At 39.5% G+C, this 25,033-nt stretch carries 24 protein-coding genes; 15 read left to right on the top strand and 9 right to left on the bottom strand.

Annotation, left to right across the window (positions count from 1 at the left end):
- The first annotated feature begins 2 nt into the window (after nt 1-2).
- Genes ISS83_01875 through ISS83_01890 form a run of 4 tightly spaced genes read left to right on the top strand, consistent with a single transcriptional unit; the run spans nt 3 to nt 5,075 of the window.
- Nucleotides 3-509 carry an NYN domain-containing protein gene (locus ISS83_01875; GenBank protein MBL7142380.1) on the top strand — a complete coding sequence of 169 codons (507 nt, stop codon included), beginning with the start codon at nt 3-5 and terminating at the stop codon, nt 507-509.
- Nucleotides 510-567: 58 nt separating this feature from the next.
- Complete coding sequence (locus tag ISS83_01880) at nt 568-2,736, top strand: polyribonucleotide nucleotidyltransferase (GenBank protein ID MBL7142381.1); 2,169 nt, start codon at nt 568-570, stop codon at nt 2,734-2,736.
- Between the two features lie 6 nt (nt 2,737-2,742).
- Nucleotides 2,743-4,701 (top strand): glycoside hydrolase family 3 protein, encoded by a 1,959-nt coding sequence (locus ISS83_01885; protein MBL7142382.1) that lies wholly within the window; start codon nt 2,743-2,745, stop codon nt 4,699-4,701.
- On the top strand, nt 4,701-5,075 hold the full coding sequence (locus tag ISS83_01890; protein ID MBL7142383.1) for a TraR/DksA C4-type zinc finger protein: 375 nt from the start codon (nt 4,701-4,703) through the stop codon (nt 5,073-5,075). The genes ISS83_01885 and ISS83_01890 overlap by 1 nt, the downstream gene beginning before the upstream one ends.
- Before the next feature lie 156 nt (nt 5,076-5,231).
- Here ISS83_01890 and ISS83_01895 read toward each other — a convergent pair whose 3' ends face one another.
- The gene (locus ISS83_01895) at nt 5,232-6,332 is read right to left on the bottom strand and encodes a M23 family metallopeptidase (GenBank protein MBL7142384.1); all 1,101 of its coding nucleotides are present in this window, start codon (nt 6,330-6,332) and stop codon (nt 5,232-5,234) included.
- Between the two features lie 226 nt (nt 6,333-6,558).
- Here ISS83_01895 and rsmA point away from each other — a divergent pair, with 226 nt between their 5' ends.
- The gene (rsmA, locus tag ISS83_01900) at nt 6,559-7,413 is read left to right on the top strand and encodes a ribosomal RNA small subunit methyltransferase A (protein MBL7142385.1); all 855 of its coding nucleotides are present in this window, start codon (nt 6,559-6,561) and stop codon (nt 7,411-7,413) included.
- Here the strand turns inward: rsmA and ISS83_01905 are convergent.
- Both ISS83_01905 and ISS83_01910 read right to left on the bottom strand, forming a co-directional pair.
- Complete coding sequence (locus tag ISS83_01905) at nt 7,374-8,423, bottom strand: hypothetical protein (protein ID MBL7142386.1); 1,050 nt, start codon at nt 8,421-8,423, stop codon at nt 7,374-7,376. The genes rsmA and ISS83_01905 overlap by 40 nt on opposite strands.
- 47 nt (nt 8,424-8,470) lie before the next feature.
- Nucleotides 8,471-10,333, bottom strand: coding sequence for a hypothetical protein (locus ISS83_01910; protein MBL7142387.1), 1,863 nt, complete (start codon nt 10,331-10,333; stop codon nt 8,471-8,473).
- Between the two features lie 88 nt (nt 10,334-10,421).
- On the opposite strand from ISS83_01910, the gene ISS83_01915 reads away from it, so the two are divergent.
- From ISS83_01915 to ISS83_01945, 7 genes are all read left to right on the top strand, one after another.
- The gene (locus tag ISS83_01915) at nt 10,422-12,575 is read left to right on the top strand and encodes a hypothetical protein (protein ID MBL7142388.1); all 2,154 of its coding nucleotides are present in this window, start codon (nt 10,422-10,424) and stop codon (nt 12,573-12,575) included.
- A gap of 439 nt (nt 12,576-13,014) precedes the next feature.
- Nucleotides 13,015-13,476: a hypothetical protein gene (locus ISS83_01920; protein MBL7142389.1), complete on the top strand. Its 462-nt coding sequence runs from the start codon at nt 13,015-13,017 to the stop codon at nt 13,474-13,476.
- Nucleotides 13,477-13,506: 30 nt separating this feature from the next.
- Nucleotides 13,507-13,770, top strand: a complete 264-nt coding sequence (locus tag ISS83_01925; protein MBL7142390.1) for a GIY-YIG nuclease family protein — start codon at nt 13,507-13,509, stop codon at nt 13,768-13,770.
- A 21-nt stretch (nt 13,771-13,791) separates the two neighbouring features.
- Nucleotides 13,792-14,211: a PrgI family protein gene (locus ISS83_01930; GenBank protein MBL7142391.1), complete on the top strand. Its 420-nt coding sequence runs from the start codon at nt 13,792-13,794 to the stop codon at nt 14,209-14,211.
- Entirely contained in the window at nt 14,212-14,832 is a 621-nt protein-coding gene (locus ISS83_01935; protein ID MBL7142392.1) for a hypothetical protein, read from the top strand.
- Nucleotides 14,833-14,834: 2 nt separating this feature from the next.
- The gene (locus tag ISS83_01940; GenBank protein ID MBL7142393.1) at nt 14,835-16,643 is read left to right on the top strand and encodes a DUF87 domain-containing protein; all 1,809 of its coding nucleotides are present in this window, start codon (nt 14,835-14,837) and stop codon (nt 16,641-16,643) included.
- A 6-nt stretch (nt 16,644-16,649) separates the two neighbouring features.
- The gene (locus tag ISS83_01945) at nt 16,650-17,063 is read left to right on the top strand and encodes a hypothetical protein (protein MBL7142394.1); all 414 of its coding nucleotides are present in this window, start codon (nt 16,650-16,652) and stop codon (nt 17,061-17,063) included.
- 51 nt (nt 17,064-17,114) lie between these two features.
- Here the strand turns inward: ISS83_01945 and ISS83_01950 are convergent, their stop codons facing one another.
- Genes ISS83_01950 through rpmH form a run of 5 tightly spaced genes read right to left on the bottom strand, consistent with a single transcriptional unit; the run spans nt 17,115 to nt 19,005 of the window.
- Complete coding sequence (locus ISS83_01950) at nt 17,115-17,576, bottom strand: KH domain-containing protein (protein MBL7142395.1); 462 nt, start codon at nt 17,574-17,576, stop codon at nt 17,115-17,117.
- The gene (locus ISS83_01955) at nt 17,569-18,303 is read right to left on the bottom strand and encodes a membrane protein insertase YidC (protein MBL7142396.1); all 735 of its coding nucleotides are present in this window, start codon (nt 18,301-18,303) and stop codon (nt 17,569-17,571) included. Before ISS83_01955 ends, ISS83_01950 begins: the two co-directional genes overlap by 8 nt.
- Before the next feature lie 3 nt (nt 18,304-18,306).
- Complete coding sequence (gene yidD / locus ISS83_01960; protein ID MBL7142397.1) at nt 18,307-18,528, bottom strand: membrane protein insertion efficiency factor YidD; 222 nt, start codon at nt 18,526-18,528, stop codon at nt 18,307-18,309.
- A complete protein-coding gene (gene rnpA, locus ISS83_01965; protein MBL7142398.1) occupies nt 18,525-18,872 on the bottom strand; it encodes a ribonuclease P protein component in 348 nt (115 codons plus the stop codon). The genes yidD and rnpA overlap by 4 nt, the downstream gene beginning before the upstream one ends.
- Nucleotides 18,865-19,005: a 50S ribosomal protein L34 gene (rpmH, locus tag ISS83_01970; GenBank protein MBL7142399.1), complete on the bottom strand. Its 141-nt coding sequence runs from the start codon at nt 19,003-19,005 to the stop codon at nt 18,865-18,867. Before rpmH ends, rnpA begins: the two co-directional genes overlap by 8 nt.
- 205 nt (nt 19,006-19,210) lie before the next feature.
- Here rpmH and dnaA point away from each other — a divergent pair, with 205 nt between their 5' ends.
- Together dnaA and dnaN are read left to right on the top strand one after the other, a co-directional pair.
- Nucleotides 19,211-20,560: a chromosomal replication initiator protein DnaA gene (gene dnaA / locus ISS83_01975; GenBank protein MBL7142400.1), complete on the top strand. Its 1,350-nt coding sequence runs from the start codon at nt 19,211-19,213 to the stop codon at nt 20,558-20,560.
- A 144-nt stretch (nt 20,561-20,704) separates the two neighbouring features.
- Entirely contained in the window at nt 20,705-21,853 is a 1,149-nt protein-coding gene (gene dnaN, locus ISS83_01980) for a DNA polymerase III subunit beta (protein ID MBL7142401.1), read from the top strand.
- On the opposite strand, the gene ISS83_01985 is transcribed toward dnaN, so the two are convergent.
- A complete protein-coding gene (locus ISS83_01985; protein MBL7142402.1) occupies nt 21,850-23,805 on the bottom strand; it encodes a transglycosylase domain-containing protein in 1,956 nt (651 codons plus the stop codon). The genes dnaN and ISS83_01985 overlap by 4 nt on opposite strands.
- Nucleotides 23,806-24,180: 375 nt before the next feature.
- Here ISS83_01985 and ISS83_01990 point away from each other — a divergent pair.
- Nucleotides 24,181-25,033 (top strand): hypothetical protein (locus ISS83_01990; protein MBL7142403.1); only part of this gene is annotated, 853 nt, incomplete at its 3' end.

The following is a 25,033-nucleotide window of genomic DNA, read 5'->3' on the forward strand; positions in this document are numbered from 1 at the left end:
ACATGGTTATCAAACATTCAGGCCAAAGAGTGGCCGTATTGATCGACGTTCAAAATCTTTACCATTCTGCTAAAAATCTGCATGGAGCCCGAGTTAACTTCGGAGCCATTTTAAAAGTGGCTGTTTCCAACAGAAACCTAATCAGGGCTTTTGCCTATGTCGTCAAAACAAAGACTGGGGAAGAAAAACCTTTTTTTGAAGCTTTGATAAAACTGGGCATTGAAACCAGGGTCAGGGATCTGCAGGAGTTTTTCGGAGGATTAAAAAAAGCTGACTGGGATGTCGGCATTACGGTTGACGCTATAAGAATCTCCCAGAGCTGCGATGCTATTGTTTTGTGCTCAGGGGACGGCGACTTCTTCCAATTAGTGGAATATCTGAAAAACCAAGGAAAAAGAGTGGAAGTTGTTGCTTTCGGCAAATCATCTTCTTCCAAGCTGAGAGAATCAGTTGATGAATTCGTTGATTTGGAAGAAAATCTGGACAAATATTTATTAAAAACAAGATAATGTTCAATGAATTTTTAATAGTCGAAGAGATAAATCTCTTCTTAATTCGCTAACGCTCATGAAAAAAGAAACTTTTAAATTAGAAATCGGCGGCAAAGAGTTAAAGGTTGAAATCAGCAACTTGGCTGAACAAGCTTCGGGCAGCGTTTTGGTTCAATACGGAGAAACTACTGTTTTGGCCACGGCTGTCATGTCTGACTTTGAACGGGAAGGAATTGATTTTTTCCCTTTGACTGTTGAATACGAAGAAAGATATTATGCTGCCGGCAAGATATTAGGTTCAAGATATCTACGCAGAGAAAGCCGGCCTTCAGACGAAGCTATTCTAACTGCCAGATTCATCGACAGGGCGATAAGGCCCCGTTTTCCTAAAAACCTGAAAAGAGAAATCCAAGTAGTGGTTACCTGCCTTTCCTGGGACGGGGAGAATGATCCTGATATTGTCGGATTGATTGCTGCTTCCATGGCTCTTTCCATTTCTGACATACCCTGGGCAGGGCCAATAGCCATTCTCAGAGTAGGCAGGGATGAAAAAGACTTTATTATCAACCCGACTTACGGAGAGCGGGAAAAAGCTGAATTGGATTTGGCCATTGCCGGACTTTCCTCGCCCTTAGCCAAGGATCTGGGCAACGATAAAGACGATGACATTTTAATCAATATGATTGAAATGGAAAGCAATGAAATAGAAGAGGACACTGTTTTGAAAGCGGTTGATTTTGCCAAGCCTTTCTTAAAAAAGCTTATTGGTTTTCAAAAAGAAATTACTCAAAAATCCGGCAAAGAAAAAGTGGTAATCGAGAAAACTCCCAGAGACGAAAACCTGGAAAAAGACATTAGGGATTTCCTGGGAAATAAACTGGAAAAAGCTTTCTTTCAAAAAGACAAAAAAAGCCAAATGGACGAAGTCAACCAACTGAGGGATGAGCTAATTTTTCATATCCAAAGCAAGAGAGGCGAGGCGATGAGAACCTCGTTCTCATCTTCTTCTTTACCTTCGCTTTCGCTTCGCGTAAGCTCGGTTTTTGAAGAAGAAATTGAAAAAATGATCCACGAAAGCGTTATTAAATCTGGCAAAAGGCCTGATTCCAGAAAAATTGACGAGGTAAGGAACATAGAATGCGAAGTAGGATTATTGCCCAGAACCCACGGCTCAGGATTATTTGTCAGGGGCCAAACCAAAGCGCTTTCCATACTGACTTTGGGTGCTCCGGGAGACGTCAGGCTTCTTGAAGGAATGGAAACTACCGGCAAAAAAAGATTCATGCACCATTACAACTTCCCTCCTTATTCTTCTGGCGAAGTAAAGCCGATGAGGGGCCCGGGCAGAAGAGAAATTGGCCACGGCATGCTGGCAGAAAAAGCTTTAATGCCTTTAGTGCCCGGTTTTGATAAATTTCCGTACACCATCCGTATAGTTACTGAAATCCTTTCTTCCAACGGTTCAACTTCCATGGCTTCTGTTTCAGCGGCCTCTTTGGCTTTAATGGATGCTGGCGTGCCGATAAGCAGGCCGGCTACTGGTATTGCCTTGGGGCTGATGGCTGATTTGAAAGGAAACTACAAAATATTAACCGACATTCAGGGACCAGAAGACCACCACGGAGACATGGACTTTAAAGTCGCTGGAACGGAAAAAGGAATTACTGCCATTCAAATGGACGTTAAAATCCAGGGGATCGGCAAGGAAATTATTTCAAACGCTTTGATTCAAGCTAAAAAAGCAAGATTGCAGATTTTAAGCGAAATGACGAAAGTAATTTCCAAACCCAAAGAAAGCCTTTCTCCCCATGCTCCCAGGATATTAATTTTACAGATAAATCCTGTTAAGATAAGGGAGGTGATAGGCCCTGGCGGAAAAATAATAAATGAAATAATCGGGGAATGCGGCGTATCAATCGACATTGAAGATTCTGGCAGAATTTTCATTACCGCTGAAAAAGAAAAGGCAGCGGAAAAAGCTGCTTCCTGGATAAAAAATATCACCCACGAAGTCAAAGTCGGCGAAATCTTCCAGGGAAAAGTCAAAAGGATTCTGGATTTCGGCGCCTTTGTTGAAATGCTGCCAGGGCAAGAGGGCTTGGTCCATATCTCTCAGCTGGCCGATTACCACGTAAATAAAGTGGAAGACATCGTCAAAGTGGGAGATATTGTTCCGGTCAAAGTCATTTCAATTGACGAACAAGGAAGAATCAATCTTTCTTTAAAAGAAGCTAAAAGTCAATAAACCTCTATGGAAAACAATCCTCAGCCAGAAGAAAACAAAGAAGAAATGCTTGAGTTTTTAAAAAGGGGCGAGGCAAAAACAATGCAAAGAGACCTTGCCAAGCTGAGGGAGGGAGAAGCTGAAAAAGAAAAAACAAGAGTGGCTGCTTTGGGGGAAGTGAAAAAGGAAGCGCCAACAGAAAAACCAGGGGTTCTTTTGCCGAGAGAAGGCGCTATTCTACCGAAAGAAGCAGCTGCAGAAGAAGCTCCTCAAACCTTAATTCCCCAAACGCAAAAACCATCATCTTCTTTCAAAAAAATCCTGATCAGAATATCAGCTGTTGTTATTATTTTACTTCTTGTTGGTTTTTTCTACTGGCTTTTTGCTGTAGGCAAATTGCCCAAAGGAGAAATAGCCAGGCCGGAAACAGAAATTGTAACGGAAGCCACGCCGACCGAGGAAGTCGTCGAGGAACCAAAAATTGTCATTCCTGTTTCCTTGATTTCAACTGGCTCTACTGAAACCATGGAGATTACGAATGCAGCAGCCATCCCCCAGATGTTTCCCCAGATTATGCAAAAAACCTATGAGGATGGATATGCGAGGATTCTTTTCCAAAATACGGCAGAAAACAAAATTGTCGGTTTAAATGAATTTCTCGGAGCATTTGCGGTGAAAATTCCAGAAGAAGTTTTAGCCGGATTAGAAGATGACTTTACTTTATTTATCTACTCAAGCAAGGGAGTTAACCGCCTGGGCTTTATAACAAAAACAAAAGGAGATATTTCTCCTTTAATGATTTCTTGGGAATTGACAATGGAAACAGATACAGAAACCCTCTTTGCCGCTCTGGGCAAAGAAACTAAGGCCCTGGCTTCTTCTTTCAAAAACAGCTCTTACCAGGGAAAAAGCTTCAGATTTCTGACCATTTCCAAAGAAGATTTCGGAATCTGCTACACCCTGCTTGATGATTACTTTGTTTTTGCCACCTCTTTTGAAAGCATGAAAAAAACGTTTGAGGCAGTAGATGCGGTAAAACTGGAAAAACAAATCGGCCAGCTATTTATTGTCGGATTTGACGGAACCACTTTAACGACTGAACTGGCAGATTTCTTTAAAAAATACAGGCCAGGAGGCGTTCTTTTGCTGTCAAAAAACATTGAAAACGAGGAGCAGTTAAAAAAACTCATTGGCGATTTGCAAATTCTTTCTTTACAGGAAACCGGCCTGCCTCTTTTTGTCGCTGTTGACCAGGAGGGCGGCACTATTTCCAGGATAGACTTCCTCCAGGAAAAAACTGCTCAGTCGGAAATTGAATCAGTTGACCGGGCTTTTCAAATAGGTTCAACAAGAGGCCAAGAATTGAAAGAATTGGGAATAAATCTCAATCTGGCTCCGCTTTTGGACCAAGTCCAAGAAGGAGATTTTCTTTTTGAAAGAACCTTTGAAAAGGATGCGCTAACTTCAGGCAATTTGGCAAAATCTTTCGTTGACGGCCAGAAGGGTGCTGGCATTCTGACTGCTATAAAACACTTCCCTGGGTACTCCGGAATCGCTTTTAACCCCGAGGAGTCCTTAGCTGAAATAAGCACATTGCCTGTAATATCCCAATTTAAAAAAGCAATGCAGGCTAACCCAGAATTCGTCATGACTGCCAATATGGTATATACCAATCTGGACACTTCCTTACCTTTTGCCTTTTCTTCAAATGCCATCCAGTATTTAAAGAATAACTTGGGCTCAAAAGTAATAATTATGACAGACGATTTGGCGCAAACCTATCTTTCGGACAAATTCTCTTTAAAGGATATTGTGACAAAACCGATTGAAGCTGGCGTTGATGTCATGATTTTTTCCGGCTGGGAGATAGGCGCAGCAGAAGGCCTGGATGCTTTTGCTGATGCTTTCAGAAACGGAGAAATATCCAAAGATAAAGTGGAAGCAGCCATATTAAAGATTATTAATATTAAAAACAGCTTAATGTAATGGACAAAAAACTGCTGAATCAGTTAAAAGAAAAGTTAGAACAGGAAAAAAAGAACATTGAATCGCAATTGGAAAAATTCGCCAAGAAAGACGACAAGGTCAAGGGAGACTGGGATACACGCTTTCCCAGCTTTGACGGCGGCGAATCGGGCTCAGCCGCTCTGGAAAAAGCGGCAGACGAAGTGGAAGAATACAGCACGCTTTTGCCCTTGGAATACAATCTGGAAAACCAGCTAAAAGACATTAATCTGGCTTTAGATAAAATAACAAAAGGCACTTACGGAAAATGCGAAAACTGCAAAGGAGAAATAGATAAAGAAAGGCTGAAAGTTTATCCTGCAGCCAGGCTTTGCATGAAGTGCGAAGGAAAATAGTATATATATGTATTAAAAAACGCCTCGATCAAGAGGCTTTTTTGTTTTAACCATAAAATCAATTAGAATAATTGCTGACCTAAATAGTACAGAATATGTTTTATATGACCGTCCGTAAAAAGAGTTAGTATATAAATCGCAATAGGCATGGAATTTTTATCTGTTAAAAGGGTTCTTGGCACCGGTTACTCCAAAGTGAACGTGGCATCCGGTAGACATTCCAGCTCCCGGCGTTCCTGGTTTACCGCCCATTAGAGCAACAATCTGGCCCTGGGAAACAACCTCTCCCGGGCTTACCAAGCTAGCAGAAAGGTGACCGTACATTGTCACCACTCCGTTGGGGTGCAATATTGTTAAGTTGCTGCCAGCTCCGCCAAAAGCCCATCTTGAAGTAGAGCTTGTCATCTGAACTTTCAAAACAGTACCAGCTGCAACCGCTCTAATCGGATCTCCGCACTTGCCGCCAAAATCAATTGCATTATACCAGTGAAGCCATTGGGTAATACGGCAAGCTGAGTGAGGGCAGATGAAATAGCTGCTGGCCAAAGGAACGCTGCTGGGTGCCTGCTGTTTTTGGATTGTTACAGAAGGCATGGTGCCGTTTGGCACAACAATAATATCACCGACATATACAGCATTTTCATTAGCTAAGTCGTTAAAAGCGATAATATCATCTGTTTTCCCCTTGTAAGTCTGGGCAATACTGGATATGGTATCTCCTGATTTTACGTGGTGGACCATACCGGAAACAGGCAGAATAACCAGTTTTTGGCCGGGTTTTACCACTGAGTTTTTATTCAAATCGTTTGCCCCAAAAATGGTATCCATGGAAATGTCGAATTTCTCGGCTAAAGACCATAAAGTGTCTCCCTCTTCAACAATATACTCAGTAATCACTTTTTCAACGTCTTCTGATTCATAGCCCGTAACCAGGGCTCCCAAAACCTGGGAGGAGAAAGTGTTCGGAGGAGTGGAAGCTATCATGCTGTTGTTCCCGATTAAAACAAATTCCGGGGATTCTGACGAAAAGCTTTTTATCGGAGCACAAAATAAGTTGCTTTCCTGAATGTTTTCCTCAACTAAACAAAGATCGCTTTTCTCAGCATAAGAATTCAAAACTAAAGTAGGGCTGAAACTGACAAAAACAAATAAAAAAAGAGCAATTATGCCCATACAAAGACAAGGAGCCTTTAGAGAGCCCTTGGTTTTTTTGCAAACGATATTAAACAGCTTGTTGCTACTCAGATAGTCAATCATTATAAACTTCTTTTAGGTTACGCTTTCAATGGGGAAAGTCAAGGGTAAAAAGCTCAGGTTTTCCACACCGCAAAATGATGCTAAAATGCTTTTAATGGACCCCGTTAGAAGTCCTGGGCAGAAAAAATTGTAGAAATTTTTTCTGCTTTAAACAACGGGGTAAAATTAGAAAATAAAGTTTGTCTGAAATTGGCTATCTGCTATATAATGACAGACTTCTAACGGGGTGGACCTGTCTTATAAGAAAAATATTAAAAATCTTCTGAAAAGCAAGCAAGTTAAGCCGACAAAGAGACTGGGACAGAACTTTTTAGTAGATAGCAAGATAATCAAAAATATCATTAAGGCAGCCGACTTGAATTCAAAAGATTTTGTTTTGGAAATCGGGCCTGGCTTGGGAGTTTTAACAAAAGAACTGGTTCAAAGGGCTAAAAAAGTAATTGCCGTAGAAAAAGACAAGAATATGGTCAAGTTGCTGCAAGAAAATTTGAAGGCTAAAAACTTAGAAATCATTAATAAAGACATTTTAAAGTTCGTTCCTGAATTTAAAAACTACAAAATAGTAGCTAATCTCCCTTTTTATCTGACTTCTCCAGCTATCCGTCGCTTTCTTGAGGCTATTGATAATCCTCCCCAACAAATGGTTTTAGTTGTTCAAAAAGAAGTAGGACAAAGAATCTGCGCCAGTCCTCCGAGAATGAGTATTTTAGCTGTTTCTGTTCAGGCTTACGCTAAAGCAGAGATCTTAAGCTATATTTCCAAGAAATCATTCTGGCCTGAACCGAAAGTTGATTCTGCTGTCATCAGAATTACTCCATGCCTTTCAAATTATGTCTATATTTCTCCTGAAAAAAGGGAAGTATTCTTTAAAATTATCAAAGCTGGATTCTGCCAGCCGAGGAAGCAATTGATAAACAACTTTTCTAAAAGCTTAAAGCTTGATAAAGAAAAAGTCAAGAAATGGCTCTTGAAAAATAAAATCCAACCTTCTCAAAGAGCTGAAACTCTTGATATAAAAAATTGGATAAGCTTAACTGAAACTTATTTTAAAGGAATGACTTTTATAGATTTAATGACTTGAGCTCCAATGACTGGTCGGCTTGTCCTATAAACTTCACAATTACCGGTAAAGTTCCCATGGTCAAAAGCAACTAGTAAATATCCTTTATCTATCGAAAGAGATCTGACTTTTTCTGTTATACCAATACGAGTATCTGCATATGGGCCTGCTCCGAATGGCCAACATTTAGCGCCTCTTAAATATTCCCAAGGAAAAACACTCCAGCCTGCACAAAAAATCCCACAAGTATCTCCAAGGCCATTGCATTGTTGATAGCAATCTGCCCCACACTGCTTGTTATAATCATCTGCCTCATAAAGAACTACTGTATTGCTCCCTCCAGTTCCATCACCGCCACTACCTTTAGTAAAGACCTTGATCGAATAACCACCATCAGCTTGCGCGACATTGCATCCGGTTTCAAGACAAACAACGCAATTCCCTTGATAATTTGACTTGCTGAATAAAACTGCTCCGTACTGAATATCTCCAGCATTTTTGAACCTTACATCATTAACCTTCCCATCAAAAGCATCCAAGCTAGTAGCATCTCTCTGTACAAGTTTGCAATCTTTTTCTTCGTCACCCGCATTTTTACACAGCAAAACCTCGGCTGTCCCTACAGCTACTAAATCTGATCCTTTGTATTCAACAGAAATAGTTTTTAATTGAGGATTAATAGTGTTTAAAATCAAGTAAGAACCCAAAATAATAACCAGACCCATAATTCCAGAAAGCATCTGGCTGTTAGCATCTGACATGGTTGATGGATTTCCGGCAGAAGCTACGTAGCGTACGCCGCCAAGAACTAAAACAGCGAAAGCAATAAAGCCACAAATAACCACAGCAAAATTAAAAATATATTTTACGTAAGCTGGCAAAAGAGGAGTGGTATTAATCGCTGATTCTGAACCGATTGCGGGTAAAGGAACTTCTAAAGGACGGTCCTGCGCTGTCTGTGCTAAGCAAAAACCAGCTAAAAATAAGATTAACAAAGAAAATAAAGTAATTATTGAAAGTTTTTTAAACATATTTTCTTTAATTATACCACAAACTTTAATTAAATTTTAATACAAATTTATTCTGGACCATATTCACCCTTGCAACAGAATAAATTATCCATAAAATCTAAGTGCTCTGAGCTTGGACCATAACAAACAGTTATCACCGCTCCTTCTTCATCATAAAAAGGAAATTCTTTTGTCGCAAATTCCTTTATGCTTGAACAAGTAAAAAGCTCTTTCCAGATAACCGCTTCTCTTGTTTCCTCGAGTTTTATATAGGATTCTTGAGGATTATAGCAAGCTGTTATTTGGTTTTGGGCAGCTCTTAAAATTTGGAATATTTTTGATAGTTTTAAATACTCATCATCCACCCTTTCTTGGATAAGATTTACTAATTCTGTATAAGATGAGGATATTTCAGAATCTTTTTCTTTTATTTGATTATATTGGGAATTAATCTGTGATTTTTTTGGCTGATCTCCTGGGCAAACGCTTCCCGAACAGGAGTGAGACCTACACTCACTACAATCCTTCCATTTCTCACAATATATAACATTTCCATCTTCATCATGCCCGCAAGGCTCGTAGTATGGACACTGTTTTTTTATCCATTGGCATTGATGAGAACAGTTGGAAATAACGCAGTCTGTCGGATCACTTGTAGAAACCGTGTTGTCGCCAACTTCAATTTCTTCTTTTGCATTATCGTTAATATTATCTAATTCAACGAGCATTCTTCTAGCTAACTCTTCTGCACTGTCAACGTCCTTACCAATGAATATTTCCCTACTACACAATGTTGCGGCCTCAAAGGGCTCTATGTCTTTTTCAAACTCAATAATTGCATCAGCATCAATCTCTACAGAAGAAACAGTGTATAGCATTTCAGCGCAATAAAATGTTGTTAGCTCAAAAGGACTATCAGTTAAATAAATATACTCAAAAGGCCTTTCTTTTTCAAAATTCTCTATACCGTTACGTTCTGCCATATATTGAACATAAACTGCAAAATCCTTATAAGCTAAAATGAATTGCGGCTTGCCGTTTTTACTATCATTAAGCGCACAATTTTTCATCATTTCTTCAGCTGATAACAAATCTTCATATATCTGTCTGAAGCCGATATATTCGTCGTCTTCTTCAGTTGAACCGTTAATTTCCCTGTCCAGTTTTTTCTGCCAAAAGACAAGCCCGTCTTCTTCGTTGTTAATAAGTGTGTCAATTTCGTTTCTTTTTGCCTCAATTGAACTCTTGTTTGGACAAGGATTGCCAGTACACTGCCCTGCATGGCAAGCTGCCTGAGAAACCGGAATAGCTGATGAACATTGAGATTGCAACTGACTGCAGGCGCATTGAGCGATTAAAGAATTTAATTCTTTTGTTCTTTGCTCAATCTTATTTGAAATGTCTCTGACTTTTTTGGAAAAATCTTTTAAATTAGCTAATCTTTTTTCTAAAAAAAGTCTTTGGATTAATGCGCCTATTGGAATTTCCGTGTAAGATAAAGTTTCTTTTTCTAGAGTAGGCGTTTCTACAAATTCACCTTCAGTTTTTATTATTTCCGGCGCTGCCAGCATAGTTAATTCTGGATTAATACTCGTTAAAAGCATATAGGAAGTAAGAAGCACTAAAAGGCCGACAAAAGCAGCGAACATTTGTTCTCCAGCATCTTTTTTAAAGGCAGGAATACCAGTTGAAGTTATATATTTTATTCCTCCGGCAACAAAACCAGCAAAAGCAATTAACCCGGCAATAATTATTGATAGATTGAATATATATTTTACGTATGCTGAAAGCCCAAAAAGGGTTGTTTCAGGCTTCAATCCTCCGGCTTCAGGATATTCAACCTCCAGGGGTTTTTGAGCAAAAACAAAACTAGCAACAATCAAAGAAAAAACAAGAACAAAAAGAAAAGAAAATACTTTCAGCTTCTTCATTGCTTTATCATAGCAAGTTTTATCTTCTTGACCAATGATTGTCTTTCTTTTTTCTTTTATAGTATGATATAATAAAACAATTAATTTTATGGGTCCAATAGTTAGTGCGCTTGCCAGCGCTTTATCAGGTGTTGCTGCCAGCGTGGCCGGCTTAATTTTAAATATTGGAGGTATAATTACTGGTGCTTTTTTGTGGCTTTCTGTTAATATTTTAAATTGGGTTCTTTCTCCTAATTTTATTTCTCTTTCTTACACTGATCCAGCTAACAATGCTTTTCTCGATGTGGGATGGAGTTTAACTAGGGATTTTGCCAACATTATCATTGTTTTAGCTTTGGTGGTTATCGGCTTGGGAACAGCCCTAAGACTTACTGGTTATCAAGCACAAAAGGCTTTGCCAATATTAATCCTTATCGCTCTTTTAATTAACTTTACTCCGGTTATCTGCGGCGTAATCGTTGACGCTGCAAATATTTTAATGACTTTCTTCGTCGGAGATGGATTTGCCGGAGGTAACTCTTTTATAAATTCAGCCAATAGTCAATGGTCTAACATTGAAAGTATGGCTGGCAGAGGAAAACTCTGGGATCCCATTGCCTCTGGCGAAGCAATAGCTGCTGCTGCCGGTGCTCTTGCTTTAATAATTTTTAATGTTTATGCTGGCTTAATCTATCTGCTGTTTGCTCTCTTATTTATGGTCCGTTATGTGGCTATTTGGGTATTAGTTATTCTTTCGCCGCTTGCTTTCGCTTGTTACATTTTGCCTGATACCAAAAGCGTCTTTACTCAATGGTGGAAACAGTTTATCCAATGGTCATTTATCGGGGTAGTCGCCGCTTTTTTCTTATATTTAGGAGACCACTTTTTAATGGTAACTCAAAACCCTGAATTTCATTCTGCAGCCTCAACTCTCTCAGAAGTTGGCAGCGCCCCAGGTCTATCAGGAATAATTAATAACATCATGCCTTTCGCTGTTGTCGTTGTGTTCTTAACAATAGGGTTGATGCTGACTTTATCTTCTAGCGCTGCTGGAGCTAGCGGTGCAATGAACCTCGCAAAGAAAAGTGCGCCAAATGTTGGGAAATGGATGGGCAAAAAGGGTTTGGCTTTTGCCAGAGATAAAACTCCAGCAGGAGTAAGAAGATGGGCAGAAAGACAAGCAACTGCTAAAAAATGGGGAGAAGGAGAAAAAGGAGTAAAAGGTGCATTAAAAAGAGCTGCCAGTGATCCTCTTGCCAGGGTTCGACGCACCATGGGAGGAGTAGTAACTGGAGCCTTAAACGAAAAATTAGACACTGACACGGCTTATAAGAAAGCAAAGGAGCAAGGCATTGCCACTAATACAATAGCCTTTAACAAAGCAACTGATGCTGAAAGAGTTGGAATAATGAAGGCAATGCGTGAAAAAGGCAAGTCGACAGAATTTCTTAAGGGTTTGCCAGAAAAAGAAAAATTAAAGACTTATGAAAAAGCAATAAGAATGGGAGACGAAGACACAGCCGAAGCAATGGCAAGGGGCAGCTTTGATCAGACCGGCGATTTCGAAAAAATCCTAAATCAGATTGAACCAGGCAAATATAATGCAAAAGGGCTAACAACGGCAGATATAGATAGGGACTATACTTCCTACGCCGATAAACTAATTAAAGAGACTGCAACAGAAGACCAAATAAAAGATTACCAAGAGAAATGGTATGAAAAAACAGACAGCCAAGGGACAAAGATGATAGAACACGTCTATAAGTCTCCCTCTTTTGGTGCCAAGCAACATGCTTTTGCTGCCCTACACCATGGTCCGGGATTTGAAAATGGATATTTGAAGTTTGGACAGGATAAAGGAGTAGACTGGCACTTTGAGACTACGGCTGGAAGAGCGAATGCTCCTCACGCGCTAAATATTCTTAGCAGCACGCCCATGCAATCACTAGGAAAGGGCTGGACTGGCCTTAACGCCCAAGAAATTAAACAAAGAACTCTTGCGAATAATATAATAAGAGAAAGTCCAGTATTAACCAACGCAAAAATTAAGGGAGCAAGCCTAGACAAAGTTTTTATAAAATATTCTAAGCTTAGGAATGAAGTTAAAAACTATCAGGGTCGAGCTCCAGTGGAAGTCAAAAGGGAAATGCAAGACATTAGAGATGGGTTAGAAGCAGCAAAAAATGGACTACGTACAGATCCAAAGGAGTTAGATAGATTTGAAGAAATAGAAAGAATAATGAAATACAATCCGAAACCTTAAAAATTTAAAAAGAAAAAGGAGGGAGAACATGCTTATTCTCGCCTCCTCGAAGCAACAGAACTACGGATTCGCTTGACGCTGACGCTGACGTTCCGCCCGATTGGCGGCATCAACATCAAGAACTCGCCCCTGCATGCGAAGGAGCAGTTCCTCCGCCTTGACCACAGCCAATTCTTGACCCACATGGTCAAGTTGTCGATTGATTATCTCTATCTGGGTAGCAAAGAGTGCTGCCATAGGAGATGGGGTTGGGACTGCTGGGACTGGTGATGGAACCTGCTGAGGCGCAGGTTGCTGTTGTGACCTCCGCGCAACCACCATCGATACAATTGCCACAACTGCAATGCAAATGCCTATAATGGTAAAAACTATATTCACTTTTCCCTCCTAAACGTTCGTTAACTATATTATATATCATATTATAAATTTGTCAATACATATGGCCAAACAATATACACAAGAAGAATTATTGAAACTTTATGAAAATTTGCCAGAAGAACTAAAAAGAGCGATGCTCGGGATAGACACTTCTGACCACATTTGGGATATCTGCGAGAGATATGAGCTTTATGAGGTTTCAAAAGTAGCCAAGCTAGTCGGCGATGTTCTGCTTGGCATTTTAATGCCGGAAAATTTTCAAACAGAACTGGAAAAATCATTAAATATAGAAAAAGAAACAGCCCAAAAAGTAACTCAAGAAATAAACAGATTCATCTTTTACCCTGTCAGGCCTATTTTAGAACGGTTACATGAAATCAAAGTGGCTCCCGAGCAAAAACCGACCGCAAAACCAATAGCGACAGAAGAAACAGAAGAAAAAATTGAAACGGAAAAACCAATAGAACAAGAAAAACCGTCAACTCCGTCTTCTCAAGACACTTACCGAGAGTCTATCGAATAAATATGTCCCGTAGAGAAATTTCGGATGATTATGTTCTACAACTATGTTCTACAAAGTGAAAAGAGTAATAATATCTACGTGGGCTATACCGCAAACTTAAGGAAAAGATTGAAAGAACATAATCAAAGGTTGAATCGGTCAACAAAACCATATAGTCCTTGGAAATTAATTTATTATGAGGATTGTCTTGACAAAAACGATGCAAAACGCAGAGAGCGTTATTTAAAGACAAGCCGAGGTCAAAGATTATTAAAACGAAGGATAAAAGATTATCTCTACAAATTAGAGGGATAATCCGAAATTCTTCTACGGGGTATGCGCTTTACAGTGCCACAATTTATAGAGCACGAGGCGAAAATCGTCGGCCCTCTTACTTTTAAGCAGTTTATCTTCATCGGTATAGCTGTGGGCATTTGTTTTGTTTTCTACTTTACCTTTCCTTTCACCTACTTTTTGATGGCTTCTATGGTTCTACTGAGCGCAGCAATGGGACTGGCTTTTTTAAAAGTCAACGGAAAGGCTCTTCCTATACTTTTGTTTGATTTTTTGAAATTTTCCATAGCGCCTAAAATGTACGTCTGGAAAAAGAAAGAACGCCAAGTAGTGGTATATAAAAAAAGTGAGCTTTCTCCGGAAAAACCAGAAGAAGAGAAAAAAGAGGAATCTCACGTAAGAATGGTTATGAGAAGCAGATTAAAAAAAATGCAAACTGATATTGAAACGCATACAAAATAAATGGATAAATCAAGCAGCCAACAATTTTTGGAAATAGAACAAATAAAGGAAGGTTTTTTACTTTTGAAAAACAAATCATTAAGAGGCGTCTTAATGGTTTCTTCCTTGAATTTCGCTCTCAAATCAGACGACGAGCAGAAAGCAATAATCTACCAATTCCAGAACTTTTTGAATGGCTTGGACTTTTCCATTGAAATCGTCCTTCAGTCCAGAATATTGAATATCACAGGATACATAGACAAGTTAAAAGAAATGGAAAGACTCCAAACAAACGAACTAATGAAAATCCAGACAGCTGAATATAGAAAGTTCATTACCGAGCTGATCGGCAGCAGGCAAATCCTTTCCAAAATATTTTTTCTGACGGTTCCCTTCACCTTGGTTGAAATACCAAAACTTATCGGCAAAAAAGAAATTAACTTTGACGAAGACCATTTCCAAAGAGCAAAATCCCAACTTTGGCAGAGAATGGAATTCGTGGCTGTGGGATTAAGAAGATGCGGCCTGCAGTGCTCTCCTTTAAACACCCTTGAGTTGATAGAGCTATTTTGGAGCCTTCATCATCCTGACGAATCAGAGGTCGGATATTATCCTGATATTCCGCCGGAAATAATCAAATAATTATGGATTTATCTTTTTTAAACAATTTAACTAAAAAGAAAAAGAAAGAAGATCCTTCAGAAAAGATTTTTGAAACTCCGATGATAGAGGCAAAAGACATTATTGCCCCTTCTTCGATTTTCGTAAAACCGGACCATTTAATGGTCGGGAAAAGAATTGCCAAGTCCTTTTTCATTTTCTCTTATCCAAGATACTTAAGTACTGCCTGGCTGTCGCCGATAATCAACCTTGACCAACCAATGGATGTCAGTTTTCACATTCATCCGATTGAAACAGGTCTTGTTTTGAAGCAATTAAGAAGAAAAGTAACAGAAGTCCAGGCTGAAATTATGGAAAAGGAAGGCAAGGGACTGGTAAGGGATCCTGCTCTAGAAACAGCTTACCGCGATCTGGAAGATTTGAGAGACAGACTGCAAACAGCCCAAGAGAAAATGTTCAAGTTCGGACTTTATCTAACTGTTTACGGCAATACTTTTGAAGAGATAAAAAGCGTAGAAACAACCTTGAGGTCAATTTTGGAATCAAAATTGATATATATTAAACCCTCCCTTTATCAGCAAAAAGAAGGATTCAACTCAACCTGTCCTTACGGCTTGGATCAAATACAGGCCCACAGCCCGATGAATACAGGCCCGCTTTCTTCCACTTTTCCTTTCATTTCCTTTGATTTGAGTTCGAACGAAGGGACGCTGTATGGCATAAATATGCACAACAATTCTTTGATTCTTTTTGACCGTTTCAGTTTGGAAAATGCCAACAGCGTCATTTTCGCCAAATCAGGTTCTGGGAAATCCTACGCGGTTAAGCTGGAAATTATTAGGTCTTTGATGTTCGGCATAGAATGCATTATTCTGGATCCTGAAAACGAATACCAGGCCTTAGCTGATGCGGTCGGCGGCTCCTTCTTTAATATGTCTTTATCGTCTCCGCACCACGTCAATCCTTTTGATTTGCCAACTCCTAGGGAAGACGAAAAACCAGAAGACGTTCTCCGCTCAAACATTGTTAACTTGGTCGGGCTTTTAAGGATTATGCTGGGAGGATTAACAGCCGAAGAAGACGCTATTATTGACCAAGCTTTATTCGAAACCTATGCAGCCAAAGACATTACCCCAACGACCAATCCTGAACTTTGGAGAGAAAAAATTCCCCTGATGTCTGACTTTGAGCAGGTTCTTGAGGGGATGGAAGGAGCTGAGTCTTTAGTAAGAAGGGTTAGAAAGTTTTCCAAAGGAACTTTTTCAAAGTTTTTCAACCAACCCACTAATATTTCAATGGACAAGCCTTTCGTTGTTTTCGGGATAAGAGACATGGAGGATGAATTAAGGCCCATGGCCATGTTTATAATTATGAGATACATTTGGAATAAAGTGCGCTCTGAGCTGAAAAAGAGAATCCTAGTGGTTGACGAGGCCTGGTGGATAATGAAGTCAGAAGACGGAGCTTCTTTCCTTTTTGGTATATGCAAAAGAGCCAGGAAATACTGGCTGGGGGTAACGACTATTACCCAAGATATCAACGACTTTATGAAGTCAGAATACGGCAAAGCGATTATCACCAATTCATCCTTGCAGTTTTTAATGAAGCAGTCTTCTGCAACGGCTGATACTGTCCAAAAAACTTTTAATCTGACTGATGAGGAAAAGATATTATTGCTGGAATCGGCAGTTGGGGAAGGAATATTCTTTGCCGGGCAAAAGCATGTATTGATGAAAGTAATTGCTTCTTATACCGAAGACCAGTTTATTACCACTTCTCCGGAAGAAATTTTAAAGATCAAAGAAGCTAAAAAAAGATTAGAGAAACAATAAAATCATATGCCTAAATCGTCGCTTGAGATATTCTTCAGTCCGGAAGGTCTTATTATCTTGCCATTCGCCGTTCTCATCGACCTTATCGGCATAATCTTAGTCTGTTTTGGCTTGGACGATTTTTGGATAACTGATATTATTGCCTGGATGTTTCTTGGTGGCTGGAGTTTTCTCCGCTCCCAAATAATACCCGCCCAGGGCGCAGAACCGATTGATATATCCCAAATCAGAAAAGGAAAGACTGACTTTAAGAAACAACTGCAAGAAGCAAGGAGAATATCAAAAGAAACCAAAACAGCTCAAAAAGGAGCCAAGGCCGCCAAATGGGGCAAGAGAATCAAGTGGCTTGAATTTATCCCTTATGTTGGAGCGCTGCCCCTTTGGTCGGTATCTGTTTACATGACGATAAAGTACTCTTAAGCAAAAACCGTCCTTCCAGGGGCGGTTTTGGAAAACAAACTCTATTATCAATTAGGGGTGTGGTTTTATCACCGGTCTCCTCTCTATTCCTTCTCCAATACTCTCAGTAACTACGTCGCTTCTCTCCACCAACGTCATATGAATAATTCTTCTTTCGTAGGCTGACATTGCGGGCAGCTCTTTTTGTTTTTTGCTGAGAGCTACTTCGTCAGCAGTTGATATAGCTAACTCTTCCAGATATTCTTTCTTTTTCTTTTTGTAGTCGTTAATATCCAAATCAATATAAAATATCTCTGCTATTTTTCTTCTTAAAATCGCTTTTAAAAGATGCTGGATTTCAGTTAAGGTCTGACCTCCTTCTCCTATTAAAATTTGCGGCTCTTCAGTTTTTAGAGCTATGGGGATAGTCCCTTCTTTCTCTGACATAATTTCAACTTCAACGTTAAAAGTAGTTTTTTCAAAAAACTCTTTAACGGTTTTTTTAATTGTTTCAATGTTGTTAGAATCAAGCATTTTTCTCTTGTTTTTGCGGCTTCATGATTAAATACTGCTGGAAAATTGAAAAAAGAGCGGTGATCGCCCAGTAAACTCCGATGGCTGCCGGCAGCTTCCAAAGGATAAATACTGTAAAAAGAGGAAAAAAGTAAAGCATCTGTTTTTGCATCATGTTTGAAAACTGAGCCATCTGGTCTCCTTTGGTGGGTGATTTTTTGCTTTTTGGCATTAACATTCTTGTCTGGAAAAACTGAAGTATCCCAGCTAAAACAGCCAATACCAAGTTTGGTTCGGCAAGATTAATTAGCCCTAAAGATACTGGATTGATTTCTCCAGGAGAAGGAACAAAACTATAAAGAGATTTCATTGCTCCTGGGGCCAACCCCTCCCAAAAAACTCTGTAAAGAGCGAATAAAATCGGCAGCTGGAGCAAAAGAGGAAGGCATCCGCCAAGAGGATTAATCTTTTCTTTCTTATAAAAAGCCATCATTTCTTTGGCTTGCTGCTCTTTGTTATTCTTGTATTTTTGCTGGATTTCCTGGATTTGAGGCTGCAATTCGGCAAGCGCTTTCTGAGATCTGATTGATTTCAGCATTAAAGGATAAAGGATAATCCTGATAACAATCGTCAAAACAACAACAGCAACTCCGAAATCCTTTCCAGGCAAAAACTGATAAAGAAAAATCAAAGCGTTAAATAACGGCTGGTATAATAATGTATTAAAAGCGTTGATAAAAATTTCCATAAATTAGGGTAAGTCTATTCCTCCTTTATTGAAAGGGTTGCATTTTAAAATTCTCAAAAAACCTTTTTGCAGCCCTTTAAGCGTCCCGTATTTTTCTACTGCCTGATGGGTATAGCTCGAACAACTGGGGTAAAAACGGCAGTTGCTTCCCAAAACCGGAGAGATGAAACCCTTGTAAATGCTGATCATTCCGAGGGCTGCTGATTTTGCGATTTTATTATTCATTTTATATTCGCTTTGTTTAATAGTTTTTCTGCAATTCTTTTTGTTTCTGCAAAATCGTTTTTTTCCATTCCGGGAAGGGTAATAAATAAATTATCGCTGTCTGATTTCAATGAATTCAATCTGATTATTTCTCTCAGCCTTCTTTTAATTTTGTTTCTGATATTTGCTTTTTTGGCAACTTTTTGCGAAACAATGAAACCGAAGCGGTTCACCCCTAGATCGTTTCTCATCGTCTTCAAAATTAAAGAAGCTTCTTTAAAGGTTCTGCCTTTTTTAAAAATCTTTTCTATCTCTTTCTTTTTTCGGATTCTGTTTTTTTGGGGAAGCATGGTTATTTTAATCACTGACAACGATTTTTTTTCTGCCTTTTCTTCTCCTCCGACTCAAAATCCGCCTGCCGTTTTTCGTTTGCATCCTTTTTTGGAAACCGTGCTTCCTCTTTCTTGTTTTTGTTTTTTTGTGATAAGTAATAGACATAATATTATCTGCGGTTAAACACTAACTATCTTAACAAAAAAATTATCTACCGTCAATTATCGAAGATGAAGAAGGGGACTTCGTCCTCTTCGCCATTCACAGCTTTTCCTCAGTTTTTCAACAATTGTAGGCCTTTGCCTATTATTTTTAATCTATTTGACACTGTGATATAATACAGCAGTAAATCTACGACTCCAAAATAACCATGATCAAAGACGAACTTTGGCAAGCAGTGCTTGCCCAGCTCCAATTAAATATTTCCCAGGCCAATTTTGCCACCTGGTTTAAAGACACCAATATAACTACCTGCAAAGAAGGACAGATAGTTGTTTCTACTCCGAACTCTTTTGCTAAAGAATGGCTGGAAAACAAGTACGGAAAAACTATTTTTAAGATTCTATACAACCTGGATAAGGAAATTAAAGAAATTAAATATGTTGTCGGGAAAAATGAGTTGAAAGTTTTAAAAAAGCCCACTTTCTCGATGCCATCTGCCGGCCAGTTGGAATTCGAAGAGTTTGAAATTGACAAAGAAACAAATCTTAATCCCCGCTACACTTTTGAAAATTTCATCGTCGGGCCGTTTAACGAACTGGCTCACGCTGCCTCTTGGGCGGTTTCAAAAAAACCGGGCCAAGTTTATAATCCTCTTTTCGTCTATGGCGGGGTCGGGCTAGGGAAGACCCATCTTTTGCAGGCCATCGGTAATGCAGTGATTAAAAGCTTCCCCCAAAAGAAAGTAAGATACACCCCCGCAGAAAAATTCACCACAGGCATAGTTTCATCGATTAAGAACCATGACGTTGAGGGATTCAAAACGAAATACCGAAGTATAGATGTTTTAATATTGGATGATGTTCAATTTTTAGCTGGGAAAGAAAAAACCCAGGAAGAATTTTTCCATATTTTCAACACTTTGTACGAAGCGAACAAACAAATCATTCTTTCCTCTGACCGCCCGCCAAAAGCCATTCCCGCCTTAGCGGAAAGATTAAGATCCCGCTTTGAGGGCGGAATGATCGGAGATATTAGCTATCCTGATTATGAAACCAGGGTTGCTATTTTAAAGAGCAAAAACCAAGAAAGGGGCGTAAGTTTTTCTGACGATATTTTAGATTATGTTGCCACAAATATTCAAAGGAATATCAGAGAGTTAGAAGGCGCCCTGAACAGGCTGGTTGCCTACCAGAAGATAAACAACCGGCCGCCAGACCTGGAAATAGCCAAATCGTTATTAAAAAGCCTGTTTTTATCGCCGAATAAAGTAGCTAACCACAAAAAAATAGTCCAGGCAGTGGCTGAATTTTACGACCTAAAGGAAAAAGACCTGTCTTCTCCCTCGAGAAAAAAGGAAATTGTTAAGCCCCGGCAAGTGGCGATGTTTTTACTGAGAGATCTACTGAAAAGCTCTTATCCTTTTATAGGCAGAAGGTTCGGAGGAAAGGACCATACCACTGCCATTCATGCCTGTGAAAAAATTGTGAAAGAACTAAAAGATGACGACAATCTTAGTAATGAAGTCGATCTAATAAAACAACGCATTTTCAGTGCATAACTTGGGCAAAAATTCAACGAGTTTTAAAATCCACAAAAAACCAAACAACAACTCTCACCTTTAAATAAACACAAACCAATCACAAATAAAAATAATCCACAAAAACAATAACAACTAAATAATTTTAATTAAATTACTATTATTATGAAAATTACAATATTAAAAGATAAATTAAAAGAAGGAATTGGTGTTGTTGAAAAGATTTCAGCTAAATCCACTACTTTGCCCATTTTAAATAATATTCTCATTTCTGCGGAAAAGAACTTTTTAAATTTGTCTGCCACTGATTTGGAGATGGGGATAAAATGGTGGGCGCTCGTTAAGACGGAAAAAGAGGGGAAGATTGCCATCCCTTCAAAAATATTATCCAGCTTTGTTGGGTTTTTACCGAATAAATCAGTCAGTATGGAGCTTAAGGGATTAGATTTAAAAATTGGCTGCGAAAACTATCAGACAACATTAAAGGGAGTGGACCCGGAGGAATTCCCGATTATCCCGAAGGTTTTCAGCGAAGAAAAAGTTGAAATTCAAATTAAAAAATTCTGCCAGAGCCTGGGAAGCGTTGTTGATATCGCCAGCCTTTCTTCTACGAAACCTGAAATATCAGGAGTTTATTTCCTGTTCCAAAAGAATATGATTATTATGGCTGCCACGGACAGCTTCCGCTTGGGGGAAAAGAAAGTTTCCCTAGATTCTTCTTCGGGCAACATGTCAAAAGATTATTCTTTCATTCTCCCCCAGAAGGCAGCAAAAGAAATTATTAATATTTTTGGCGAAAAAGAAGGAGTTCTGACGATATATTTTTCTCCCAATCAAATTCTGTTTGAGACAAAGCTTTCAGAGGTTGCTCATCCCCAAATTCAGCTTACTTCAAGATTGGTTGAGGGGGATTATCCTAACTACCAAGAAATTGTACCTAAAAAATATGAAACCAGCGTTTCTTTCTCTTTGGAAGAATTTATAAATCAAATAAAACTAGCTTCTCTATTCAGCGGCAAGATTAATGAAATCAAGCTGAAAGTTGATGCTTCCAAAAATCGGATTAATTTTTTCAGCCAGAATCCGGACGTCGGAGAATATAACAGTTTCTTATCGGGAAAAGTAGAGGGCAAACCCTGCGAAATATCTTTTAATTACCGCTTTCTATTGGACGGACTTTTAAACATCGGTCTTAATCAACAAAAAAAATCAGAAGCTGTATTGGAATTAACAGGATCTGAAAAGCCGGGAGTTCTAAAATTAAAAGGAGACGAAAGCTATCTTTATCTGGTGATGCCGATTAAAAACAGCTAGCCTTGGGGTTCTTGCAATTTCGGCAATGCGTTTATAAGAAAACTATTAAAGATCGGCCCTGCCACTGTGGCAGCTGGCTGATTTTTTATCATTGGAGCATTGTTGCTGTTGCCCGCCCAAACTCCTACGGCGATTGAAGAAGTATATCCCATTGTCCAAGCGTCCCTGAAATCGTCAGTCGTACCGGTTTTGGCTGAAACTTTGTAGTTTTCAAAATAAAGATGTGATCTCGGTCCGAACATCGGCGTTCTGGCATTATTGTCAGATAAAATGTCGGTGATGAGCTGGGCTGATTCTTTAGATAAGACTCTTTTCGGATTTTTATGGTTTTCTTCAATAATGTTTCCGCTGTAGTCTTCAATCCTTAAAATGGGGACAAGGGGGACTTTTAATCCTTCCGTGGCAAAAACTCCGTAAGCTGAAACCATGTCCAAAAGCTTTACTTCCCAGCCGCCAAGCACTATTGACGGGCCAAAAGGCGGGGTCAAAGTGGTGATGCCCAAATTCTCAGCCATTTTCACAGCGTTGTTTATACTCTCTGTCACCGTAGACCCGCAAAGCCCGACCAAAACCTTAACAGATGGAATGTTTAATGACATGGCTAAAGTCTGTCTCAGAGTAACTGACCCGCGGGAAAGACCGTCATAGTTTTGAGGGACATATTCTTTGCCTCCCCAAATGCCAAAGCTGGTTGGTTCGTCAATAACCACTGTTTTGTCATTGTGTCCATTTTCAAAAGCAGCAGCATAAACAAAGGGTTTGAAAGATGATCCTGGCTGTCTGCCAACGCTTTTTGTAGTACCGACCGCTATATTAAACTTCGGGTCAAATAAACAATCCAAGCCAGGAGCACATCCTTCAGGATAAGGATCGGCAAACCAATCAGCTGATCCGACCATGGCCAATACCTCGCCATTATTGGGGTCAATGGCAACTAGGGCAGCGTTATGGGCGTTATACGTTTTATTTCTCAAAATTCCTTCCTGAATTGATTTTTCAGCCAATTCTTCCAGCTCCCAGTCCAAAGAAGTGATAACCTTAACGCCGTTTTCTTTTAGATATTCGAGATCCTGGCCGTATTTCGGCTTAAGATAATTTTCAATTACATAGAGCACAAAATGAGGGGCTTTGATGGTTGTCGGAGTTGAGAACTTAATGGTTTGACTTTTAGCTGTTTCCATTTCTTCCTTGTTTATATATCCTTCTTGGAACATTCTGTCCAAAACATAATCTTTTCTTATAAGGAGACCGTCTTTATTTTGGCCGTAGGGCGAGAGAGAATAGGGAGATTTAATCAGAGAGGTCAAAATAGCTGCCTCAGCTAGGTTAATATCAGAAACTGATTTGCTGAAATAAATCTGGCTGGCAGATTCCATGCCGTAAGCGTTTTGTCCCAAAGGGATTTGGTTTAAATACCATCCTAAAATTTGGTCTTTAGAATAGCGTCTGTCCAATTCCAGAGCCAAGATGATTTCCCTTATTTTTCTGGTGATGGTTTTTTCCGTGGAGAAAAAGGTTGATCTGATTAATTGCTGGTCCAGTGTTGATCCTCCGTAAATAGGCTCTTTGATTCTTAAATTAATTAAAACAGACCTGAACACGCCTTCAGGATCAATGCCGAAATGATTGTAGAAGTTAGCGTCTTCTGCGGCGATAACCGCTTGTTTCAAATATTCAGGCATGTCTTCTAGGGCAACAGTTGTTCTTTTTTCTTCCCCGTAGATTTCGTAAAGCAGAACTTTTCCTGTTCTATCGTAAATTTTGGTCGACTGGAAAACCTGGTGTTCAGTGAACTTTTCTGGCCTGGGTAAATCTTTTGCCACCAAAACAAAAAGCAAGCTGCAAATCAGAAAGAAAATTGCAAATAATAAAAAAGCGACTCGCAGGAAAAATTCAGTTTTGGAGTGCGTTTTTATTCCGAAAATCTTTCTGAAATATTTTCGAATAGGCATAGAATTATTTTAACAATCTTGTTTTGTATTGACAAGGAGATAGGACAAAGGGGATAATGTAATGATTAACAATTAACCTTTTTAAAAAACATGATCAAAAAAAACAAATTCTTGTTTATATTTATTTTTTTAACGGTTTTTTCAATATTTAATTTTTGGTTGGCTGGATCAGTAAAAGCAAACGAAGCTCTGTGCGACACATACTGTGCTGCTTATGAATGGTCATCACCAATCACTTATGCCTATAATCAGGCACTTTGTTCTTCGGGGACATGCGCTGATTTTCCTGTTTGTGTATTTAATACTTGTTATTATAATTGCCATAGTCTAGGGACATCCCAATGTGGAGATGACGCTGCCTGCCTTTGTGTCAGGATGGCTTCCTGTAATTGTTCTACTCAGTCTTGTGCTGATAGTGGCTGCCAGACACAACAGTCTTACACTTTAACTATTAATAAAAACCCAACTGCTGGAGGTACAGTTTCCAGTTCTGACTCAGGCATCAGCTGTGGCTCAACCTGTTCAAAATCCTACACCAGCGGCACCACAGTCACCTTAGCAGCCACACCTCTTTCAGGTTATACCTTCTGGGGCTGGACGGGGGCATGCACTGGCACAGGAAGCTGCGTTATATCCATGACATCTGCCAAATATGTACAAGCTAATTTTACAGTTACTGCGCCCAGCACCTACGCCCTTGCAGTTACTTCTTCTGGGGCTTCAAGCGTTGCTATTACTGGCAGTTCTGCCACCTACAGCGGCACAGCTAATTATTTAAAATCTGGCATTACAAGCGGAACCAATTTAACCCTTACTGCTCCAGCAACCAGTGGAGGATATAGTTTCTCCAGCTGGTCAGGCTGTAATTCTGTCTCAGGGACAGGCAATAGAACTTGCAATTTAGCCATGTCTGCTGATAAGTCAGTAAATGTTTTTTATACTGCTACCGCAGAACCAGAAGAAGAAATTGATGTTCCCACTGTCACCACCAACTCAGCCACATCGATTACCACCACCTCAACCACTCTAAGGGGAAACATTGATTCCACGGGTGGTTCAAGCGTTTTAGAAAAAGGCTTTGACTGGGGTACAAGCTCAGGTTCTCTTGTTAATTATTGGACCACAACAGGAACGTACAGCACAGGCAGTTTTACTAAATATCTTAGCGGCTTGACTCCGGGAGCCAAATACTACTACAAGGCCAAAGCCAGGAATTCAGCTGGCTGGG

It is taken from the genome of Candidatus Paceibacterota bacterium, from assembly GCA_016782605.1.
Classification (GTDB): Bacteria; Patescibacteriota; Minisyncoccia; order Minisyncoccales; family RBG-13-42-11; genus BS750m-G71.